The following is an 18,340-nucleotide window of genomic DNA, read 5'->3' as shown; positions in this document are numbered from 1 at the left end:
CTCCATCAGTGATCCGGAGGGAGATATTAGATGTCGCTTTTTACCAAAGACCTTTTCGAAAATCATGCGGTCTCGCGCCGATCCCTTCTCGGTGGCATTGCGGCCACATCGGCGCTGGTCATGCTCCACCCGTTTGCGGCACGCGCGGCCGCCAACCAGGCGCATCTGCGGCTGATGGAGACGACAGACATCCACGTGCATGTCTTCCCTTATGATTATTATGCCGACAAGCCGAACGACACACTTGGACTGGCCCGTACCGCCTCGATCATCGATTCGATTCGAGCCGAAGCCGGAAATTCGATGCTGATCGACAACGGTGACTTCCTGCAGGGTAATCCGCTCGGGGACTACATCGCCTATGAGCGTGGCATGAAGGAGGGCGACAAGCATCCTGTGATCACTGCGATGAACGTGCTGGGATATGACGTCGGCACGCTTGGAAACCACGAATTCAACTACGGCCTCGATTTCCTGTTCAAGGTTCTTGCAGGATCCGGCTTTCCGCATGTCTGCGCCAACCTGACCAAGGGCCAGCTTGCCTCCAACGCCAAAGACGACGATCTCTTCTTCAAACCCTACGTGATCATCGAAAAGCAGATCCGCGACGGTTCCGGCCAGTCGACCCCGATCAAGGTCGGCTTCATCGGCTTCGTGCCGCCACAGATCATGACCTGGGATAGCAAGAATCTTGAGGGCAAGGCGCAGACGCGCGATATCGTCGATGCTGCCAAGGCCTGGGTGCCCGTCATGAAGGAGGAAGGCGCCGACATCGTCATCGCCCTCTCCCATTCCGGCATCGATGGTTCCGGCCAGAGCGATCGGATGGAAAACGCGTCTCTTTATCTCGCAGGGATCGAGGGTATCGATGCGATCTTCACCGGCCACCAGCATCTGGTCTTCCCGGGTCCAAAGGATTTCGAGGGCATTGCCGGCGCTGATGCCAAGAAAGGCACGCTGATGGGCAAGCCCGCCGTCATGGCCGGGTTCTGGGGCTCCCATATGGGTCTGATCGACCTGTTGATCGAAAAGGATGGCAGCGGCTGGAAGATCGTCGATTCCACCTCGGAAGTCAGACCGATCTATCACCGCGACGAAAATCGCAAGATCGTTGCCGACGTCAAGGACAAGCCTGAGGTCACCGCGGCCATCAAGCCGGAACACGAGGCGACGCTTGCCTATATTCGCCGTCCGGTCGGCAAGACATCCGCGCCGCTCTATTCCTACTTCGCGCTGGTCGCGGATGATCCATCGGTGCAGATCGTTTCGAATGCGCAGACCTGGTACATCAAGGACATGCTGAAGGATGGCGAGTACAAGGACCTCCCGGTGCTGTCCGCCGCTGCTCCCTTCAAGGCCGGCGGTCGCGGCGGTGCGGATTACTTCACCGACGTCCCGACCGGCGACATCGCCATCAAGAATGTCGCGGATCTCTATCTCTATCCCAACACGGTTCAGGCCGTGCTGATATCGGGCGCGCAGGTCAAGAACTGGCTGGAAATGTCGGCTGGCATGTTCAACCAGGTCAAGCCGGGATCAAAGGATGTTCCGCTGCTCAACGCCGGTTTCCCGTCCTACAATTTCGACGTGATCGATGGCGTGACCTACCAGATCGACCTGTCCCAGCCGTCGCGCTTCGACAAGGACGGAAAGGTACTGGACGAGAATGCTCACCGTATCGTCGACCTGATGTTTGACGGCAAGCCGATCGATCCTGCACAGAAGTTTGTCGTCGTCACCAATAACTACCGTGCCGGCGGTGGCGGCAAGTTTCCGGAGATCGCCAGCGACAAGGTCATTTTCGTCGCACCCGACACCAACCGCGACGTCGTTGTTCGCTACATCATCGATCAAGGGACGATCAATCCTTCGGCCGACGACAACTGGTCGTTCAAGGCGCAGCCCGGATCCACGGCCCTGTTCGAGACCGGACCCAAGGCGCGCCAGTTTGCCGGCAGTCTGAAGGGGACGAAGATCGAGGATGCAGGCGACGGCGAGAACGGTTTCGCGAAGTTCAGACTGGTTCTCTGAGGCGTCCCATCCAGTCGTCCGGCCGAGGACCCGCGTTATTCGGCAGCCTGCCAATACGTCCTTTCCGGCTCCTGCTTCAGGAGTTCGGGAAGGTCATCATGGTTTGGACATGAGGACAGCTTGGCTGCAAACGATTCGATCAACCACTGTCCCGCGGGTCCGGGCGGATTGGATGCCTTTCGCAAGGCGTAGATCGGATATTGCCCCTGCTCGTACGCGTCGATATCCAACGCGACCAGATCGCCGTTGCGGATGTCATCGAGCACCAGGGAGGCTGGAAGCCCACCCCAACCAAGCCCACCCTTGATCAGCTGATACTTGGTGGCGATGTCGCTGATGCGCCAGATCTTGTAGGACAAGACATTGAAGTTACGCCCTGCGGTAAGCCCTGACGCGTCGGTCACGACCAGTTGCGTCTCGTCGCGCACATCGGCAAGGGTGAGTGTGCGGTTGAGCTCCACCAATGGATGATCCGGCGCTGCGACCGGCAAGAGGTAGGAATGACCGATCCTTTCGGCAACCAGCGAATCGTCCTGCTTCAGGAGAGCGCCACCGATGCCGATACCGGCCCGCCCACTGATGACCTGGCCCATCACCATGCCGAGTTCCCCGACGCTGAGGTTGAGGGCGACACTTGGAAATTTCTCTCGGAATTCGCGTAGCTGGCTTACCACCGCGTCGGCCGGCACCATCACGCTGACGGCCAGCGTGATCTCGGCTTCCAATCCCTGAGTGATGCTCTTTGCCCGAGACCGCATGATCTGCAGGTCGGCAACAATTCGCCGCGCATCCATCAGCATCGCCCGTCCGGCCTCGGTCAGTTTTGGCTGACGCGCCCCGGCCCGGTCGAACAACTGAATTTCGAGCTGCGTCTCGAGGTTGGCAATCGTGTAGCTGACAACCGACTGAGCCCGGTTCAGCAGACGTGAGGCTGCCGAAAAACTGCCGCTTTCGGCAACTGCGATGAAGACCTGCAGCTGATCGAGGGTGGGATTCGCGTCCATGTGACCTATCCAGATTTTAGATGGAAAGCTTCGACATTATCCCCATTCCATCGATTGCCGTCTACTCCTATTTGTCTTCTCAGACAGGCGACCTCCAGTCTCCCACCGTCGAGAAATTCATAGGAAACAAAGCAATGCCATCCATCCTTCTCGTGACATCCAGCCCTCGCGGCAACGAATCGCTGTCGACAAAGATTGCTACGGAATTTGTCGACAAGCTGAAGGTCCAGCATCCAGGCGCGACCGTTGTGACCCGTGATTTGGGTCAGAACCCGATCGCCCATCTCGACACCGTGACCACATCTGCGATCCGCAAGCCCGCAGACGCTCGCAATTCCGAGGAAGCGGCAGCAGCGAAACTGTCCGACGAACTCGTCGCCGAGTTGCTCGCCGCCGATACGGTCGTGCTTGCCACGGGCCTGATCAATTTCAATATCTATTCGACGCTGAAAAGCTGGATCGACAACGTTGCCCGCGCCGGCATGACGTTCCGCTACACAGCCGAAGGTCCGCAGGGACTTGCGACCGGCAAGAAGGTCTATGTGGTTCTGTCGGCCGCCGGCATCTATTCGGAAGGCCCGGCCATGGCGATGAACCACGCCGTTCCTTACCTCAAGACGGTTCTTGGCTTCATGGGCATGACGGATGTCGAAGTGATCTACATTGAAGGTACCGCATTCGGTCCGGAAGCGTACGAGAAGGCGATTGCCGCCGCACAGGATCGCACGCAGCAGCTTGCACTGGCCGCCTGATCCTAGACGTCCACACCGGTTGGTGAGACGAGACGCCCCTGACGGCCGTGGACATTGTCCCGGCCGTCTTTCTTTGCGTGATAGAGGCGTTGGTCCGCAACGCCGAACAGCGTGGCGAATGTGTCGCCATCGTCAGACGTGGTCGCCACTCCGATCGATACGGTGATGCACTTGCCGTCCGGCCTGATGACAGACGCGCAGATATCCTGGCGAAGCCGTTCGGAGAGCGCCAAGGCTCCTTCGTGGTTCGTGTTCGGCAGGATCAGCACGAACTCCTCGCCGCCGAACCGCGAGAGATGATCGCGCGGCCGCGTTCGGGCCTTGAGCTGTGCTGCCACGTCCTTGAGCACCTCGTCCCCCTTCATGTGACCGAAGAGATCGTTCACGTCCTTGAACCGGTCTGCGTCGATGATCACGAGACTGAGCTGCTGCCGCATGTCGATACTTTGCTTGATCATCGCCGGCGCATCGGCTTCCAGCCGGTTGCGATCGAAAACGCCGGTCAACCGATCGACGCCGCTTGTGGCAAGCAGCGCCTGATACCGCTCGCGAAACGTCAGATCGTGAAAAATGTCGGCAATTTCGCGCCGCGACAAGGCAAGCCTCGGGATCTGTTCGACCTTGAGATAGGCGAGCAGCAGCACGGAATAGATGATCACCGCGAGCATTTTGGCGTACCAACCGCCGAACAGGACCGATAGCGGCGCGTCGAACAGCAATCGCAGTCCGGAATAGAAGGCAAGCTGGTCAAAGCTTAGAACGATCGCACCGCTGACGGCAAAGCGCAGGATGATATGGCGCCTGAAGATCCGGCCGAAACGCTCATAGAGAAGAATGATGGCGATGGCGTCGATATAGAGCAGCGCCGTGCCCCATACCATGAGTGAGCCCATCTCGTTGAGAAAGACCATGTCGGCAGGCCGTCCCGCAGGAAGGGTGACGACCGGATGCGCCTGCAGGATCTGCGCGATGAGAACCGTCAGGAGATTGCCGAGAAACAGTCCGTAGATGGGCTGGCGCACCGTCGAGGCATCCTCTTTCAAGTACAAGAGGAGGATCATCATCAGCTTGCCCGCGAAGAAGACGGACGATCCGGGCGATACCAGCCCGAACGGCAGCTCGACATAGAAGACCGCCGCGAGGTAGGTCTCCATGAAGTGCATCACACCGAGCGCAGCCAAGAACACGCCAAGGCCAAGCTGGCGCCTGAAATGCAGGAAGGCGGCCATGATCGTGAAATAGACGATCGCTTCTGCAACGAACAGAAAGAGGTTCAAAACCTGCATCATCACGCCTTTTAAGCCTGGCGGACCTCGCGTTCACATCCCAAAGCCATGACTTTGTTAGATAATCGCAACGCCAGTTATGCCGGTAAATTGCTGCGGCGCAATAGAGGATCTCACGGGACGGACGAACAATCAGGCAGAGCGCGAAACGGCGCCATCCGAGAACAGCGAGGCGCCGTTCTGATCAATGATCTGCTGTGCCTTGCGAACGGCATATTCGGATGCGTCCTCCGCAGAGGTGAACATGTCTGCCCGCACGAAAGTGCGGATGAGTGTTTCGCCAGCGACATCTTTTTCGATGCGGCCGGCAAGCCGGAACTGGCTGCCTTCCTTGATCGGTGCAGGATAGATGCGGCATTCGGCATGCATCTGCGGCTCGGCTTCCCGTGCGGGCGCGGTTTCGGATTTCGGGCCGGAAAACATCGAAAGAAGAGAGGAAAGAAACGAAGCCATGGATGAGTGCTACCCTTTGCTCGGCACCGGCGGAATCCGAAGACCATTCCGGTGCGATTTCGACAAAATCAGATGATCAGGTTGGCAAGGATCTCGTTTTCGGTGATGTCCTCGTAACCAAGCCCCGCCGCCTCGAAGCGCTCGTGCAGACCGGCAAAGTTTCCGGACTCGGTTGTTTCAATGCCGATGAGGATCGAGCCAAAGTTGCGGGCCGACTTCTTCAGGTATTCGAAACGAGCGATATCGTCTTCCGGACCGAGAAGATTGAGAAAGTCTCGCAGGGCGCCCGGACGCTGCGGAAGGCGCAGGATGAAGTATTTCTTCAACCCCGCATAGCGCATCGCCCGTTCCTTGACGTCCGGAAGGCGTTCGAAATCGAAGTTGCCGCCGGAAACGATGCAGACTACCCGCTTTCCGGCCAGCTTCTCGCGGCCGAGCATCTCGAGCGCGGTGATCGACAGAGCACCGGCGGGCTCCAGCACAAAGCCTTCGAGGTTGAGCATCTCCGTGAGCGTCACGCAGATCGCGTTTTCGGGAACGAGCAGAACCTGATCGGGAGAAAATCCCTTCAGCATCTCGAAATTCAGTTCGCCGATCCGCGCAACCGCAGCGCCATCCACGAAGTTGTCGACCTTCGGGAGTGTGACGAGCGACCCGGTCTGGAGGCTGGTTTTCAGGCTCGGGGCACCTGTCGGCTCGGTGAAAATAAAGTTTTCCTTCGCCACCACGTCGGAAAGATAGCCGCTCAGTCCTGACGCAAGCCCACCACCGCCGACCGGCATGATGACGAGATCAGGCGTTGCGCCTTCCGGCAGTTGCTCGAGGATTTCAGCAGCGACTGTCGCCTGCCCCTCGATGATATGAGCCGCATCGAACGGTGGCACCATCATGCCACCGGTCTCCTCCACATGGGCGCGTGCCGCGGCATAGCACTGGTCAAAGATGTCGCCGACGAGCTTGATGGTGATGTACTGGCCGCCGAAGATCCGCGTCTTGTCGATCTTCTGCTGCGGCGTCGTTACCGGCATGAAGACGACGCCCGGCACTTCGAAATGCCGGCACACGAAGGCAAATCCCTGCGCGTGATTGCCGGCTGAGGCACAGACGAAGGTGCGATCCTTTGCCCCGTCGGCGATCGCCTTGCGAAGAAAGTTGAAGGCGCCGCGGATTTTGTAGGAGCGGACCGGAGACAGGTCCTCGCGCTTCAGCCAGATCTCTGCGCCGTATTTACGGCTCAGATGTTCGTTGAGCTGAAGCGGCGTCTCCGGAAAGATCGTCCGCATTGCGGCTTTTGCTTCGTCGACACCGAGCTTCGTCACGCTAAACATCCCAATTCTTCACGATTTCATCCGCTATGCCACACGTGCCGTAACAAGACCAAGGCCGTTTTGCAGACTTTCCGTTCTGTGCGCGTTTTTGGGAACAAAAACATCGATGCCCCAGAATCTTCGTGCAATGGCGACGCGCTCTGCGCGGCACTATTGATGCAGGAGTTTGCCGATGAACCGGGTCGCTTCCGGCAGACCCGATCGCCAATAGGTCCAGTCGTGGCCACCTTCACGCGCCATGAAGCGGTGCGGCACGCCGAGCTTCTGCAGCTTGACCGTCAGTTCCGCATTGCCCACGAAGAAGCTGTCGGACGATCCGCAATCGATGAAGAGTTCCGTTTTGCGGATTGCGTCTGGAGGCGTCTTGTCGACGAGATCGAGAACGCTGTTGGCGTAGTAAGGCTGGTTCAGCCGATCCGTGCCACTCAACCCCTCACCCCATGCCTTGCCGTACCGACGGTCATAGCCTGCCTGATCCATCGTCACAATCTGCTGATCGGTTCTGAACGCAGCACTCAGCGCCGCAGCACCGGCAAACAGATCCGGATATTTCAGCGCGTAGGCCATGGCTGCATAACCACCCATGGAAAGGCCCAGAATGCCGCGCGACTTCTTGCCTGCGATCACCGGGAACGAGCCCTCAACGTGCGGAATGAATTCCTTCACGAACATATCCTGCCACAGATATTTTCCGTCGGCATCGTTCATATAATAGGTGTTGAACTTGTTTTCCTCGTCCCGCCGACCCTCAGGCGTCACGGCGATGAAGGGCGGTACTTCGCCGCTTTCGATCAGTTTGTCGAAGATCAGGTTGGCGTTCCCATACCGGTACCAGTCCTGATTCTTTCCATCGCCACCACCGTGCATCAGATAGATGACCGGGTATCGCCGTTCGTCGGATCCGTAGCCTGGAGGAAGATAGAGAGTAAACTCGACATTCTTGCCGAGGATCCGGCTCGCCATCACCTGGCCTTCCTTCACGACGCCAGCCGCGAATGCATTCGCGCTGACGAATAGACCGGCCACAACGATCAAAATTGCCCTGAGCATACGTTTTTCTCCTACCGCTCCTGATGGAAGTAGAGAGCAAGGAGATCAATTCAATTTGGAAAGGTTAAGAATGATGGTGCGGACGACGGGGGTCGAACCCGTAAGACCTGAGGTCGGCAGATTTTAAGTCTGCTGCGTCTACCAATTTCGCCACGTCCGCCTGGGTTCCTGTTTCGTGAAGTTCGCCTTCGACGTCAAGGACGGAAATTGCAGGCGGCGGCAGGCGCGCAACAAAAAAGCGCGGAGCCGAGGCCCCGCGCTTTTCACTTGAAGTGGGCAGATCAGGCGCAGAGCTTGGCTGCAGTCTTTGCAACATGGGCGCCCTGGAAGCGTGCGCCTTCGAGTTCAATCTCGGAAGGCTGGCGCGAGCCGTCGCCGTTGGTGATGGTCGTGGCGCCGTAAGGGGAGCCACCCATGACTTCTTCCGTGCCCATCTGGCCCTGGAAGGAGTAAGGCAAACCAACCACGGCCATGCCCTGGTGAAGGAAGGTCGGGATGAAGCCGAGAATCGTCGATTCCTGGCCGCCATGCTGGGTGGCCGACGAGGTGAACACAGAGCCGACCTTGCCGATCAGCTTGCCGGCGAACCACAGGCCACCGGTCTGATCCCAGAAATTGCGCATCTGCGAGGCAACCGAACCGTAGCGGGTGCCGGCACCGACGATGATCGCATCGTATTCAGCGAGCTCGTCCGGTGTGGCGATCGGAGCCTTCTGATCAAGCTTGAAGTGCGATGCCTTGGCAACCTCTTCAGGAACCAGTTCCGGAACGCGCTTGACGGTCACTTCGGCACCGGCCGAGCGCGCGCCTTCGGCGACAGCATACGCCATCGTCTCGATATGGCCGTACGAGGAATAGTAGAGAACCAGTACTTTTGTCATTGTTTTCAATTCCTTTGCAGGTGCTGGAATGATGATCGCAAGGCGGCGACGGACCACGTCACGATCATGGCAAGCAGGACGCTTTCCGTTAACAGGCCTCAAGGCTTAGCTAGCGCAGTGTCACGGCACCGGCCAGAGGGCGATCTCTGCACGGACTGTCCACAATTGCTGAACGCGATCGAATGTCTGTCGTTTCATTCGCACGTCAGTTTTTGGATTGAACGATTGCAATCGTTTCCCGGCGCGCGCTAACGTTCCCGTGCAATGAGAAAGCGAGCGCCTCCATGTCCGATACCCTGTCATCCTCACCTACCCTCGTCAGCGCGGCGATGCTCGCCATCGGCGACGAGCTTCTTTCCGGCCGGACCAAGGACAAGAATATCGGCCACCTCGCCGACCTGCTGACGCTTTCAGGCATCGACCTGAAGGAAGTGCGCATCGTTGCGGACGAAGAAGACGCGATCGTTGAGGCTCTGAACGCTTTGCGTGCCCGCTACGATTACGTCTTCACATCCGGCGGCATCGGCCCGACCCATGACGACATCACAGCGGATGCAGTCTCAAAAGCATTCGAAGTGCCCTGCATTCACGACCCGGAAGCGATGCGGTTGCTCGCCGAGATGTACGAGCGCCGCGAAATGGAATTCACCGAGGCCCGCCAGCGTATGGCGCGGATGCCGCAGGGTGCCACGCATATCGCCAATCCGGTTTCAACGGCACCCGGCTTCGTCATCGGCAATGTCCACGTGATGGCCGGTGTACCGCAGGTGTTCCAGGCGATGATGGACAATGTTCTGCCGACGCTCAAATCGGGCTCGAAAGTGCTGTCGCGGGCAATTGCCTGCCCTTATGGCGAGGGCGATATCGGAACCCCGCTTGCGGCTGTGCAGAAGGCGCATCCGGAGACCAGCATCGGCTCTTATCCAAAATACGACGGCAAGCGCTTTTCAACCGAGCTGGTGGTCCGCGCCCGCGATCCGCAGGTTCTGGACGGGGCCGCGCAGGCTGTCGCGGACATGATTGCCAATATCGACGGCACCCGGATTGCCGACAACCCGACGGCGGACGCCTGAGAGAGACCTGCGCGAGCTGGCCTTCCCCAAGTCGATCGACCAAGCCCGATCTGGGCATCACGTAACAATTAGAGACCGGATTTCGGCTCCCCGGCGCCGGTCAACAAGGGAGATGACGCCATGGCTTACAAAACCATTCTTGCTGTCCTCGACATTCCGCAGAACGCCCGGCAAATGGCGGATTTCGGCGCGGCCCTGGCTGAAACGTTCTCCGCCCACCTGATTGGCGTGCATGCCGAGACGCTTGCCGCCGTGCCGTTGATCGCGCCGATGGAGATCCCCGATCCCGCAGCGGTCCAGGTCCTGCAGGAGGTTGCCCAGAAGGAAACGGCCATGGTCGCCGACATCTTCAACACGGTGTCCACGCGTGAGGGACTGTCGCGCGAATGGCGCAGTTTCGTCTCCTCTGCCGGATATGGCGCGAGTTCGGTGATGGAGACTGCCCGGACCGCGGACCTCATCATTGCAAGCCAGAGCGACCCTTCGCATTCGGATCACCGGGCCGATCTCGAAACATTCCTGTTCGAGAGCGGTCGCCCGATGTTGCTCGTTCCCCACCGGATGACCGCCTTCAAGCCGATCGAGCGTGTTCTGATCGGTTGGAACGGTTCCAAGGAAGCGGCCCGCGCGACCTTCGACGCCCTGCCCTTCCTCAAGACCGCCGCAAGTGTGGAAGTGCTCGTCGTCGACCCGCCGGAGCGCGGCGACCAGACGGCCGAGTTTGCGGGAACCGAGATTGCCACAAGTCTTGCGCGACATGGCGTCAACGTCACTGTCACCACGCGGATCGGTAGCCGCGAGACGCCAGCCAAGGCCATCGAAAACCGGCTTTTGGACGACAGTATCGATCTGCTGGTCATGGGTGGCTACGGCCATTCCCGCTGGTGGGAAATGCTGTTCGGAGGGACGACACGCAGCGTTCTGGATTCAATGACCGCGCTGACGCTTCTGTCGCGATGAAGGGTCGGACCGAAGTCGTCCTACCCACCTTGCCAGAAACATCCGTTTCCCGCTATTAGCGAGAGCCAAAGCAGATCTAAGCCAAGGCTCTCCAATGTCTCTTCCCGAAAAAGCTTTCCCCGTCTCCTGGGACCAGTTCCACCGTGATGCGCGCGCGCTGGCGTGGCGTCTCGCCGGTTTGGGTCAGGATTTCAGAGCCATCGTCTGCATCACGCGCGGCGGCCTTGTGCCGGCGGCGATTATTTCGCGCGAGCTGAACATCCGCCTGATCGAGACCGTCTGCATCGCGTCCTACCACGACTACGTCAACCAGGGCGAGATGAACCTTCTGAAAGGGATTTCGCCCGAGCTCTGCGAAGACGGTGGGCTTGGCATCCTCGTGATCGACGACCTGACCGACACCGGCAAGACAGCCTCCGAGGTGCGTGCCATGCTGCCAAAGGCGCATTTCGGCTGCGTCTATGCAAAGCCGTCGGGCGTGCCGATGATCGATACGTTCGTGACCGAGGTCAGCCAGGATACGTGGATCTATTTCCCCTGGGATATGGGCTTCACCTACCAGGAGCCGATCGCCAAGGGCCACAAGGGCTGAACTGCCATACGACATCCAGACCGGCCCACCCGTGCCGGTCTGTCTTCGCGCAACCGGTTTCAGACGATCAGGAAATCCTGATAGCTCAGCGCCAGGCTCTTATCGAGATGCGCGATCATGATCGAGCCGCCGGACTTGCTGCCGTTGGCATCGTAGAACAGATTTCCGGTATCGGTTTCGTAGACCAGAAAATCGTTGCTGTCCTTCGCCGTTGGCGACGTGCTTTTCAGGAAATTGCCGCTGGAAATCGCTCCGTTCTTGGTGAAGGCGGTAAAGATCGCGTTCTCCAGATGGATCAGATCGTCCACGACCGAGAAGTCGGTGATCGTATCGACATTCGTTGAGCTGTTCAGCGCCGAACTGAAGACGAACGTGTCCTTGCCGCTGCCACCGGTCAGGGTATCGTTTCCGGTACCACCGATCAGCTTGTCGTTGCCGCCGTTGCCGATCAGCTTGTCTTGTCCAGCCCGACCTTCGAGGATGTTGGCGACCGCGTTGCCGACGATGACATCCACGCCCTTGCCGCCAATCGCGTTCTCGATCACCGTGCCCCGCGACAGCGAGAGATTGTTGATCCCGCCCGAGACGCTCGAGAATTTTTCGGCATTGAGATCGATCCGCTGGTTTCCCGACGCCCAGCTGAAATTCACCGTATCGCTGCCGCCGGTATCGACCAGATTCATCGCGACATCCTTGCCGAGGAAGTCGGACTTGAGGTCGTAGGTCGTGTTGCCCGGACTGATCGCCGTGGTCCCGTAGAGGTTGCGGATGGCGAGGACGTCCACCATCATCAGCGTGATGGAGGTGGTGCCGGAGCCACCGGCCCAGACACTGACCTGATCGTCGAAATAGGACATCACCGTCAGTTGTGAGGAATCGTTTTCGAACCGGTTGTCTATGCCCCAGGTGGCGTTGCCGTCATAGTTGCCCGCATGGCCGAGCCCCAGCGCATGACCGATCTCGTGCACATAGGTGGACATCGTGTAGCTGTCTGCGCCCGCACCGTAGTCGGTGATCCAGCTTGCCGAAACATTGACGAAAGACGCCGTGGTGAAACCGCCGATGATCGACGTCGATCCGCCGTAAGCGCCGCCCTCCTTGTCGTCGAAGGAGATCTGTGCCGAACCGGTCACGAACTTGAACTTGATGCCGGAGGCTTCCGTCCAGGCAGTGAGAGCCCACTTGGCCAGCTGCTGGCCCTGGGCGGTCAGCGCACCGACGTTGACGGTCAACGTGCCGCCGGCCGCGATATTGAACTTGAAGGGTGTGCCGCCGTCGCTGGTCCAGAAATCAGTGGTCAACTGCTTGGCGATCGTATCGTAGCTTGCGAATTTCGGGGCGGTAACAACCGTCGTCTTCAGCGCATAGTCGCCTGACCATTCGTCGTCGTGACTGCCGACGCGGATATAGTAGGTGCCACTCTTTTCGGCAAAGACGCTGAGCGTCGACTTCTCGAAGTCCGTGTCGAGACTGTTCTCGTCGATATCAATCGCGATGCCGTCCGCGTCCATGACCTGCAGACCGGCCCAGCCGACCGTCCCCGACATGTCGAACTGATAGGCTTTGCCTGCCGTAAGCGATACCTTGATCCAATCGGCTTCTCCGGTCGCCAGCGCGCCGGTGAACGTGTCGCCGGCAGCGATCTTGTAGGCCGTGGAACGGCTAGCCGCTGCGTCAGTCTCTTCCGTGTAAGTCGCCATTCAAGTCTCCCCCGGCCTTCCTGTGGCCATTCAAAATCCTGATGCCTCGACAAGCTGCCGGGCAAATGCCTTCAGAATATCGTCATTCAAAGCCGCGTCCGAGACGACGGTCGTCACGACCGGTCCGGAACGCCAGCCAGCAGCTCCGTCTGCCTTCCAGCGCAATCTCGCAGACACGCTGTTTGTGCGAGCGCGCGTCACCTCGAAGACGAACTGTCCATAACCAGGTCCTCGACCCGTCATCTGCTCGACTGTGGAGCGGACAGCATTACAGGCGGATCTCGAAACTGCAGTATCCATGGTATGCGCAAATTCGCAACGATACGAAGGTCGTTGCGTCGCATCGGCAAACGCGGGGAGCGAGCCGGAGGTACAGATCAGCGCGAGCCCGAGTGTGCGAAAGATTGCCTGACGACTATGCCGCGCAACGACGTCGCCGAACATCACGGGCTCCCTCTTTTGAACTCGCTTTTTGCGAAACCTACTTCCATCCCGGTTAGATATACGAAAACCGTTTACGGTACATTTGCGGAATACGAGGGATGAGAAATCGGAGCGATGGACTTACCCCTGCAAGACGTGCCGTTTGGAAACATTTCCGGCTGTCAACAGAGCGAACCGCATTTTCCCAACCTCGAAAATAATCCGAAATTGTCGCCAGTGTCACACAGATGCTTCAGAGCATAGGCAAAGTCCCTGCTTTACAGGCGTCGCACTGTCGAAGCAGTCCTGATCGCGAACGCCGTCCAATTGCGTGAACTTCGCGCAGTCCGGTACTTGACGTCGTAAATCACTGAGATTCCTCAACGTTTTTTCTTCCCCGTTATCCACAGCCAAACCTACAATATCTTGTGGTTACGAAACCACTAACAACTACGGCTTGACGAATCTCCCCTGGAGGTCGACATTGCCATCAGGTTGCGGCGGCGACTGGACCGGGAGTAACGAGGCCGGTTCTTTTTCGAGTCAAAATGGGTTTCCTGCAGGTCGTGGCGGTTCTTGAGGATCGCCTGGTGACGGATTTCCATGGCCGCTCGATGGTCTGCTGAAACGGTGCTGGCGCTGGCGGAAAGAAACTGTTAATACTATATTTAGTGTTTGCAGCCACCATCCATCACAAGATACAGACATGCCATCCATGATGTTTCACTGGGTGATAAAATTTTGACCGGCTGCCCATGATGGCGAGCAGCCGGCATGAACACGTGCGCCCCATCGAGTGGCGCCTCACTGACGAGGGATTAGGCAATGCGCATCGAACGTCGTTTCACCAAGCCGGAAACGGGCGCCTACGGAGAGATCGAATTCCGCAAGGCAACCAGCGAGATCCGTAATCCGGATGGCTCGATCGTCTTCCGGCTTGCGGATATCGACGTGCCCACGCAGTTCTCGCAGGTTGCGACGGACGTTCTGGCGCAGAAGTATTTCCGCAAGGCCGGCGTGCCTGCGCGCCTGAAGAAAGTCGAAGAAAACGACGTTCCGTCGTTCCTCTGGCGTTCGGTTGCCGATGAAAAGGCGCTGCGCGATCTTCCCGAAGGCGAGCGTTACGGTTCGGAAATCGATGCGCGCCAGGTATTTTCGCGTCTTGCCGGTACCTGGACCTACTGGGGCTGGAAGGGCGGCTATTTCACGTCGGAAGACGACGCGTCCGCGTTTATGGACGAGCTTGCCTATATGCTTGCCACCCAGCGCGTTGCGCCGAACAGCCCGCAGTGGTTCAACACCGGCCTGCATTGGGCCTATGGCATCGACGGTCCCGGCCAGGGCCATTTCTATATCGACCCGTTCACCGGCAAGCTGACCAAGTCGAAGTCGTCCTACGAGCATCCGCAGCCGCATGCCTGCTTCATCCAGTCGGTCGGCGATGATCTCGTCAACGAAGGTGGCATCATGGACCTGTGGGTTCGCGAAGCCCGCCTGTTCAAATACGGCTCCGGCACCGGCTCCAACTTCAGCCATCTGCGCGGCGAAGGCGAAAAGCTTTCGGGCGGCGGTCGCTCCAGCGGCCTGATGAGCTTCCTTAAGATCGGTGACCGTGCAGCCGGCGCCATCAAGTCGGGCGGCACGACGCGTCGCGCGGCCAAGATGGTCGTGGTCGATATCGACCATCCGGATATCGAGGAATACATCAACTGGAAGGTCAAGGAAGAGCAGAAGGTTGCGGCCCTCGTCACCGGCTCCAAGATCGTCAGCCGTCACCTTAAGGCGATCATGAAGGCTTGCGTCAACTGCGAGGCCGATGGCGACGAGTGCTATGACCCGCTGAAGAACCCTGCCCTGAAGCGCGAGATCAAGGCCGCCAAGAAGGACCAGGTTCCGGAAAACTACGTCAAGCGCGTCATCCAGTTCGCCCGTCAGGGCTACAAGGATCTCGAGTTCAAGACCTACGACACCGACTGGGATTCGGAAGCATACCTCACGGTCTCCGGCCAGAACTCCAACAATTCCGTTTCGCTGAAGGACGACTTCCTCAAGGCGGTCGAGAATGACGGCGACTGGAACCTGACCGCACGCAAGGACGGCAAGGTCATGAAGACGCTGAAGGCCAAGGACCTGTGGGAACAGATTTCCTATGCCGCATGGGCGTCTGCCGATCCGGGCATCCACTTCAACACGACGATGAACGACTGGCACACGTCGCCGGCCGGTGGACCGATCCGCGGCTCGAACCCGTGTTCGGAATACATGTTCCTCGACGACACGGCCTGCAACCTTGCCTCGCTGAACCTTCTGCAGTTCAAGAACCCGGCGACGAAGAACATCAACATTGCCGATTACGAGCATTCGGTCCGCCTGTGGACCGTCGTTCTCGAAGTCTCGGTCATGATGGCGCAGTTCCCGTCGAAGGAAATTGCCGAGCTCTCCTACCAGTACCGCACGCTCGGCCTCGGCTATGCGAACATTGGTGGCTTCCTGATGTCGTCGGGCATTCCGTATGACTCGAAGGAAGGCCGCGCCATTGCCGGCTCGCTGACCGCGATCATGACCGGCGTTGCCTATGCGACGTCTGCCGAAATGGCCGGCGAACTCGGACCGTTCGCGAATTTCGCACCGAACCGCGAAAGCATGCTGCGGGTCATCCGCAACCACCGCCGCGCAGCTTACGGCGAAACCTCCGGCTACGAGCAGCTGTCGGTCGATCCGGTTGCGCTGATCCACTCGGAAAACCCGGACCAGGATCTCGTCATCCATGCAAAGGCTGCCTGGGACAAGGCGCTGCAGCTGGGTGAAAAGCACGGCTATCGCAATGCCCAGACGACCGTGATTGCGCCGACAGGCACGATCGGTCTCGTCATGGACTGCGATACGACTGGCATCGAGCCCGACTTTGCGCTCGTCAAGTTCAAGAAGCTCGCCGGTGGCGGCTACTTCAAGATCATCAACGGTGCCGTTCCGGAAGCGCTTCGCAGCCTCGGCTATACCGAGAGCCAGCTTGCGGAAATCGAGGCCTATGCGGTTGGTCACGGCAACATCAACCAGGCTCCCGGCGTCAACCCCGGTTCGCTGAAGGCAAAGGGCTTCTCCGACGAGAAGATCGCTGCCATCAACGGCGCAACCAAGGCTGCCTTCGACATCAAGTTCGTGTTCAACCAGTGGACGCTCGGCACCGACTTCCTCAAGGAAACCCTCAAGGTTTCCGACGAGCAGCTGGCCGACATGAGCTTCAACCTGCTCGAGCATATCGGTTTCTCGAAGAAGGACATTGAAGCTGCCAACATCCACGTCTGCGGTGCGATGACGCTGGAAGGCGCACCGTTCCTCAAGGACGAGCATCTGCCGGTGTTCGATTGCGCCAACCCGTGCGGCAAGATCGGCAAGCGCTACCTGTCGGTTGAAAGCCACATCCGCATGATGGCGGCGGCCCAGCCGTTCATCTCCGGCGCGATCTCCAAGACGATCAACATGCCGAACGAGGCGACCGTCGAAGATTGCGGCGCAGCTTACATGCTGTCCTGGAAGCTGGCTCTGAAGGCCAACGCCCTCTACCGCGATGGTTCGAAGCTGTCGCAGCCGCTCAACGCCTCGCTGATCGACGAAGACGATGCAGAGGACGCGATTGAGGAGCTGATCGCAGCGCCGAGTGCCGCGCAGGCCGTGACGATCACCGAAAAGATAGTCGAGCGGATTGTCGAACGCGTCACCCGCGAACGGGAAAAGCTGCCGAACCGCCGCCAGGGTTACACCCAGAAGGCCAATGTCGGCGGACACAAGGTGTATCTGCGCACAGGTGAATTCGGTGACGGCCGCATCGGCGAAATCTTCATCGACATGCACAAGGAAGGCGCCGCCTTCCGCGCGATGATGAACAACTTCGCTATCGCCATCTCGCTCGGTCTCCAGTACGGCGTGCCGCTCGAGGAATATGTGGAGGCCTTCACCTTCACCAAGTTCGAGCCGGCCGGCATCGTGACAGGCAATGACGCGATCAAGAACGCCACGTCGATCCTCGACTACGTGTTCCGCGAACTGGCCGTGTCCTATCTCGGCCGTCACGATCTGGCGCATGTGGATACGTCGGACTTCTCGCAGACGGCACTTGGCAAGGGTATCGAGGAAGGCAAGACCAACCTTCTCTCCACCGGCTGGACGCGCGGCTACAAGCCGACCCTCGTCTCGGGTGGTTCCGACCGGTTGGCTGGCAACGAGCCGAAGGGTTCGGCAGGGGGCTCCGCGGCAAAGGCCTCGGTCGGCAGCGGCGGCGGCAACGTCACATCGTTTGCCGGCTCGGCTGCCCGCAAGCTCGAGACCACGCTTGCGATCTCCACATCGGAAGTCGTGTCCTTCAAACGCGACTACGAAGAGCGGCCTCGCGAAGTGGCAGATGACATCGCCGACGAGCAGCTTGCCGACGAAGGCCAGCAGGTCGCAACCGCCCTCTTCTCGGACAAGGCTGAGGCAGACGCTGCCGCTGCCAAGGCGGAAGCCAAGAAGAAGGAAGCCGATCGCCGCATGACGTCGATCATGCAGGGCTACACCGGCAACATGTGCACCGAGTGCCAGAACTTCACCATGGTCCGCAACGGAACATGCGAAAAGTGCGACACCTGCGGCGCAACGAGCGGCTGCAGCTGAGTTGAGACGGGATTGGTGAGTGAGCGGCTAGCCCTCAACTGAGCCAAATTAGTCTAACCTGATCCCCGCACTGATGATGTTCAGTGCGGGGATTTTTCTTGCGGCCTTTTCCTCAAACACTGAATAAACGCTGTTCGTAGCTGTTCCCTCGAAACAG

At 59.0% G+C, this 18,340-nt stretch carries 14 protein-coding genes and 1 tRNA gene; 6 read left to right on the top strand and 9 right to left on the bottom strand.

All coding sequences use genetic code 11. The features are described 5' to 3' along the window. The first annotated feature begins 30 nt into the window (after window positions 1-30). Entirely contained in the window at window positions 31-2,031 is a 2,001-nt protein-coding gene (locus IFT66_RS03770) for a bifunctional 2',3'-cyclic-nucleotide 2'-phosphodiesterase/3'-nucleotidase (RefSeq protein WP_192076801.1), read from the top strand. A 35-nt stretch (window positions 2,032-2,066) separates the two neighbouring features. Here IFT66_RS03770 and IFT66_RS03765 read toward each other — a convergent pair whose 3' ends face one another. Further along, entirely contained in the window at window positions 2,067-3,035 is a 969-nt protein-coding gene (locus IFT66_RS03765; protein WP_192076800.1) for a LysR family transcriptional regulator, read from the bottom strand. A 134-nt stretch (window positions 3,036-3,169) separates the two neighbouring features. Here IFT66_RS03765 and IFT66_RS03760 point away from each other — a divergent pair, with 134 nt between their 5' ends. After that, the gene (locus IFT66_RS03760; protein WP_062581389.1) at window positions 3,170-3,787 is read left to right on the top strand and encodes an FMN-dependent NADH-azoreductase; all 618 of its coding nucleotides are present in this window, start codon (window positions 3,170-3,172) and stop codon (window positions 3,785-3,787) included. Window positions 3,788-3,789: 2 nt separating this feature from the next. Here IFT66_RS03760 and IFT66_RS03755 read toward each other — a convergent pair whose 3' ends face one another. The 6 genes from IFT66_RS03755 to wrbA all read right to left on the bottom strand — a co-directional run bounded on the left by IFT66_RS03755 (window position 3,790) and on the right by wrbA (window position 8,785). After that, window positions 3,790-5,076 carry a GGDEF domain-containing protein gene (locus IFT66_RS03755; RefSeq protein WP_174196768.1) on the bottom strand — a complete coding sequence of 429 codons (1,287 nt, stop codon included), beginning with the start codon at window positions 5,074-5,076 and terminating at the stop codon, window positions 3,790-3,792. Between the two features lie 129 nt (window positions 5,077-5,205). Then, window positions 5,206-5,526 carry an HlyU family transcriptional regulator gene (locus IFT66_RS03750; RefSeq protein WP_192076799.1) on the bottom strand — a complete coding sequence of 107 codons (321 nt, stop codon included), beginning with the start codon at window positions 5,524-5,526 and terminating at the stop codon, window positions 5,206-5,208. Between the two features lie 68 nt (window positions 5,527-5,594). Further along, complete coding sequence (gene ilvA, locus IFT66_RS03745) at window positions 5,595-6,854, bottom strand: threonine ammonia-lyase (RefSeq protein ID WP_092662070.1); 1,260 nt, start codon at window positions 6,852-6,854, stop codon at window positions 5,595-5,597. A gap of 150 nt (window positions 6,855-7,004) precedes the next feature. Then, a complete protein-coding gene (locus IFT66_RS03740) occupies window positions 7,005-7,904 on the bottom strand; it encodes an alpha/beta hydrolase (RefSeq protein ID WP_192076798.1) in 900 nt (299 codons plus the stop codon). A 74-nt stretch (window positions 7,905-7,978) separates the two neighbouring features. Then, a tRNA-Leu gene (locus IFT66_RS03735) sits at window positions 7,979-8,064 on the bottom strand. Window positions 8,065-8,185: 121 nt separating this feature from the next. After that, window positions 8,186-8,785, bottom strand: coding sequence for an NAD(P)H:quinone oxidoreductase type IV (gene wrbA / locus IFT66_RS03730; RefSeq protein WP_062581387.1), 600 nt, complete (start codon window positions 8,783-8,785; stop codon window positions 8,186-8,188). A gap of 284 nt (window positions 8,786-9,069) precedes the next feature. Here wrbA and IFT66_RS03725 point away from each other — a divergent pair, with 284 nt between their 5' ends. The 3 genes from IFT66_RS03725 (at window position 9,070) to gpt (ending at window position 11,410) form a co-directional block, all read left to right on the top strand. Further along, the gene (locus IFT66_RS03725; RefSeq protein WP_192076797.1) at window positions 9,070-9,858 is read left to right on the top strand and encodes a competence/damage-inducible protein A; all 789 of its coding nucleotides are present in this window, start codon (window positions 9,070-9,072) and stop codon (window positions 9,856-9,858) included. Window positions 9,859-9,978: 120 nt separating this feature from the next. Next, the gene (locus IFT66_RS03720; RefSeq protein WP_062457648.1) at window positions 9,979-10,818 is read left to right on the top strand and encodes a universal stress protein; all 840 of its coding nucleotides are present in this window, start codon (window positions 9,979-9,981) and stop codon (window positions 10,816-10,818) included. A 94-nt stretch (window positions 10,819-10,912) separates the two neighbouring features. Beyond that, complete coding sequence (gene gpt, locus IFT66_RS03715) at window positions 10,913-11,410, top strand: xanthine phosphoribosyltransferase (RefSeq protein ID WP_062457651.1); 498 nt, start codon at window positions 10,913-10,915, stop codon at window positions 11,408-11,410. A 59-nt stretch (window positions 11,411-11,469) separates the two neighbouring features. On the opposite strand, the gene IFT66_RS03710 is transcribed toward gpt, so the two are convergent. After that, the gene (locus IFT66_RS03710; RefSeq protein ID WP_192076796.1) at window positions 11,470-13,110 is read right to left on the bottom strand and encodes a M10 family metallopeptidase C-terminal domain-containing protein; all 1,641 of its coding nucleotides are present in this window, start codon (window positions 13,108-13,110) and stop codon (window positions 11,470-11,472) included. A 30-nt stretch (window positions 13,111-13,140) separates the two neighbouring features. After that, a complete protein-coding gene (locus IFT66_RS03705) occupies window positions 13,141-13,287 on the bottom strand; it encodes a hypothetical protein (RefSeq protein WP_162238148.1) in 147 nt (48 codons plus the stop codon). A 1,071-nt stretch (window positions 13,288-14,358) separates the two neighbouring features. Between IFT66_RS03705 and IFT66_RS03700 the strand changes: the two genes are divergently transcribed. Further along, window positions 14,359-18,183: a vitamin B12-dependent ribonucleotide reductase gene (locus IFT66_RS03700; RefSeq protein WP_192076795.1), complete on the top strand. Its 3,825-nt coding sequence runs from the start codon at window positions 14,359-14,361 to the stop codon at window positions 18,181-18,183. Window positions 18,184-18,340 lie beyond the last annotated feature (157 nt).

It is taken from the genome of Rhizobium sp. CFBP 13726 (assembly GCF_014841925.1).
In the GTDB taxonomy this organism is placed as follows: domain Bacteria; phylum Pseudomonadota; class Alphaproteobacteria; order Rhizobiales; family Rhizobiaceae; genus Neorhizobium; species Neorhizobium soli.
This window is presented reverse-complemented; position numbering and strand designations above follow the sequence as displayed.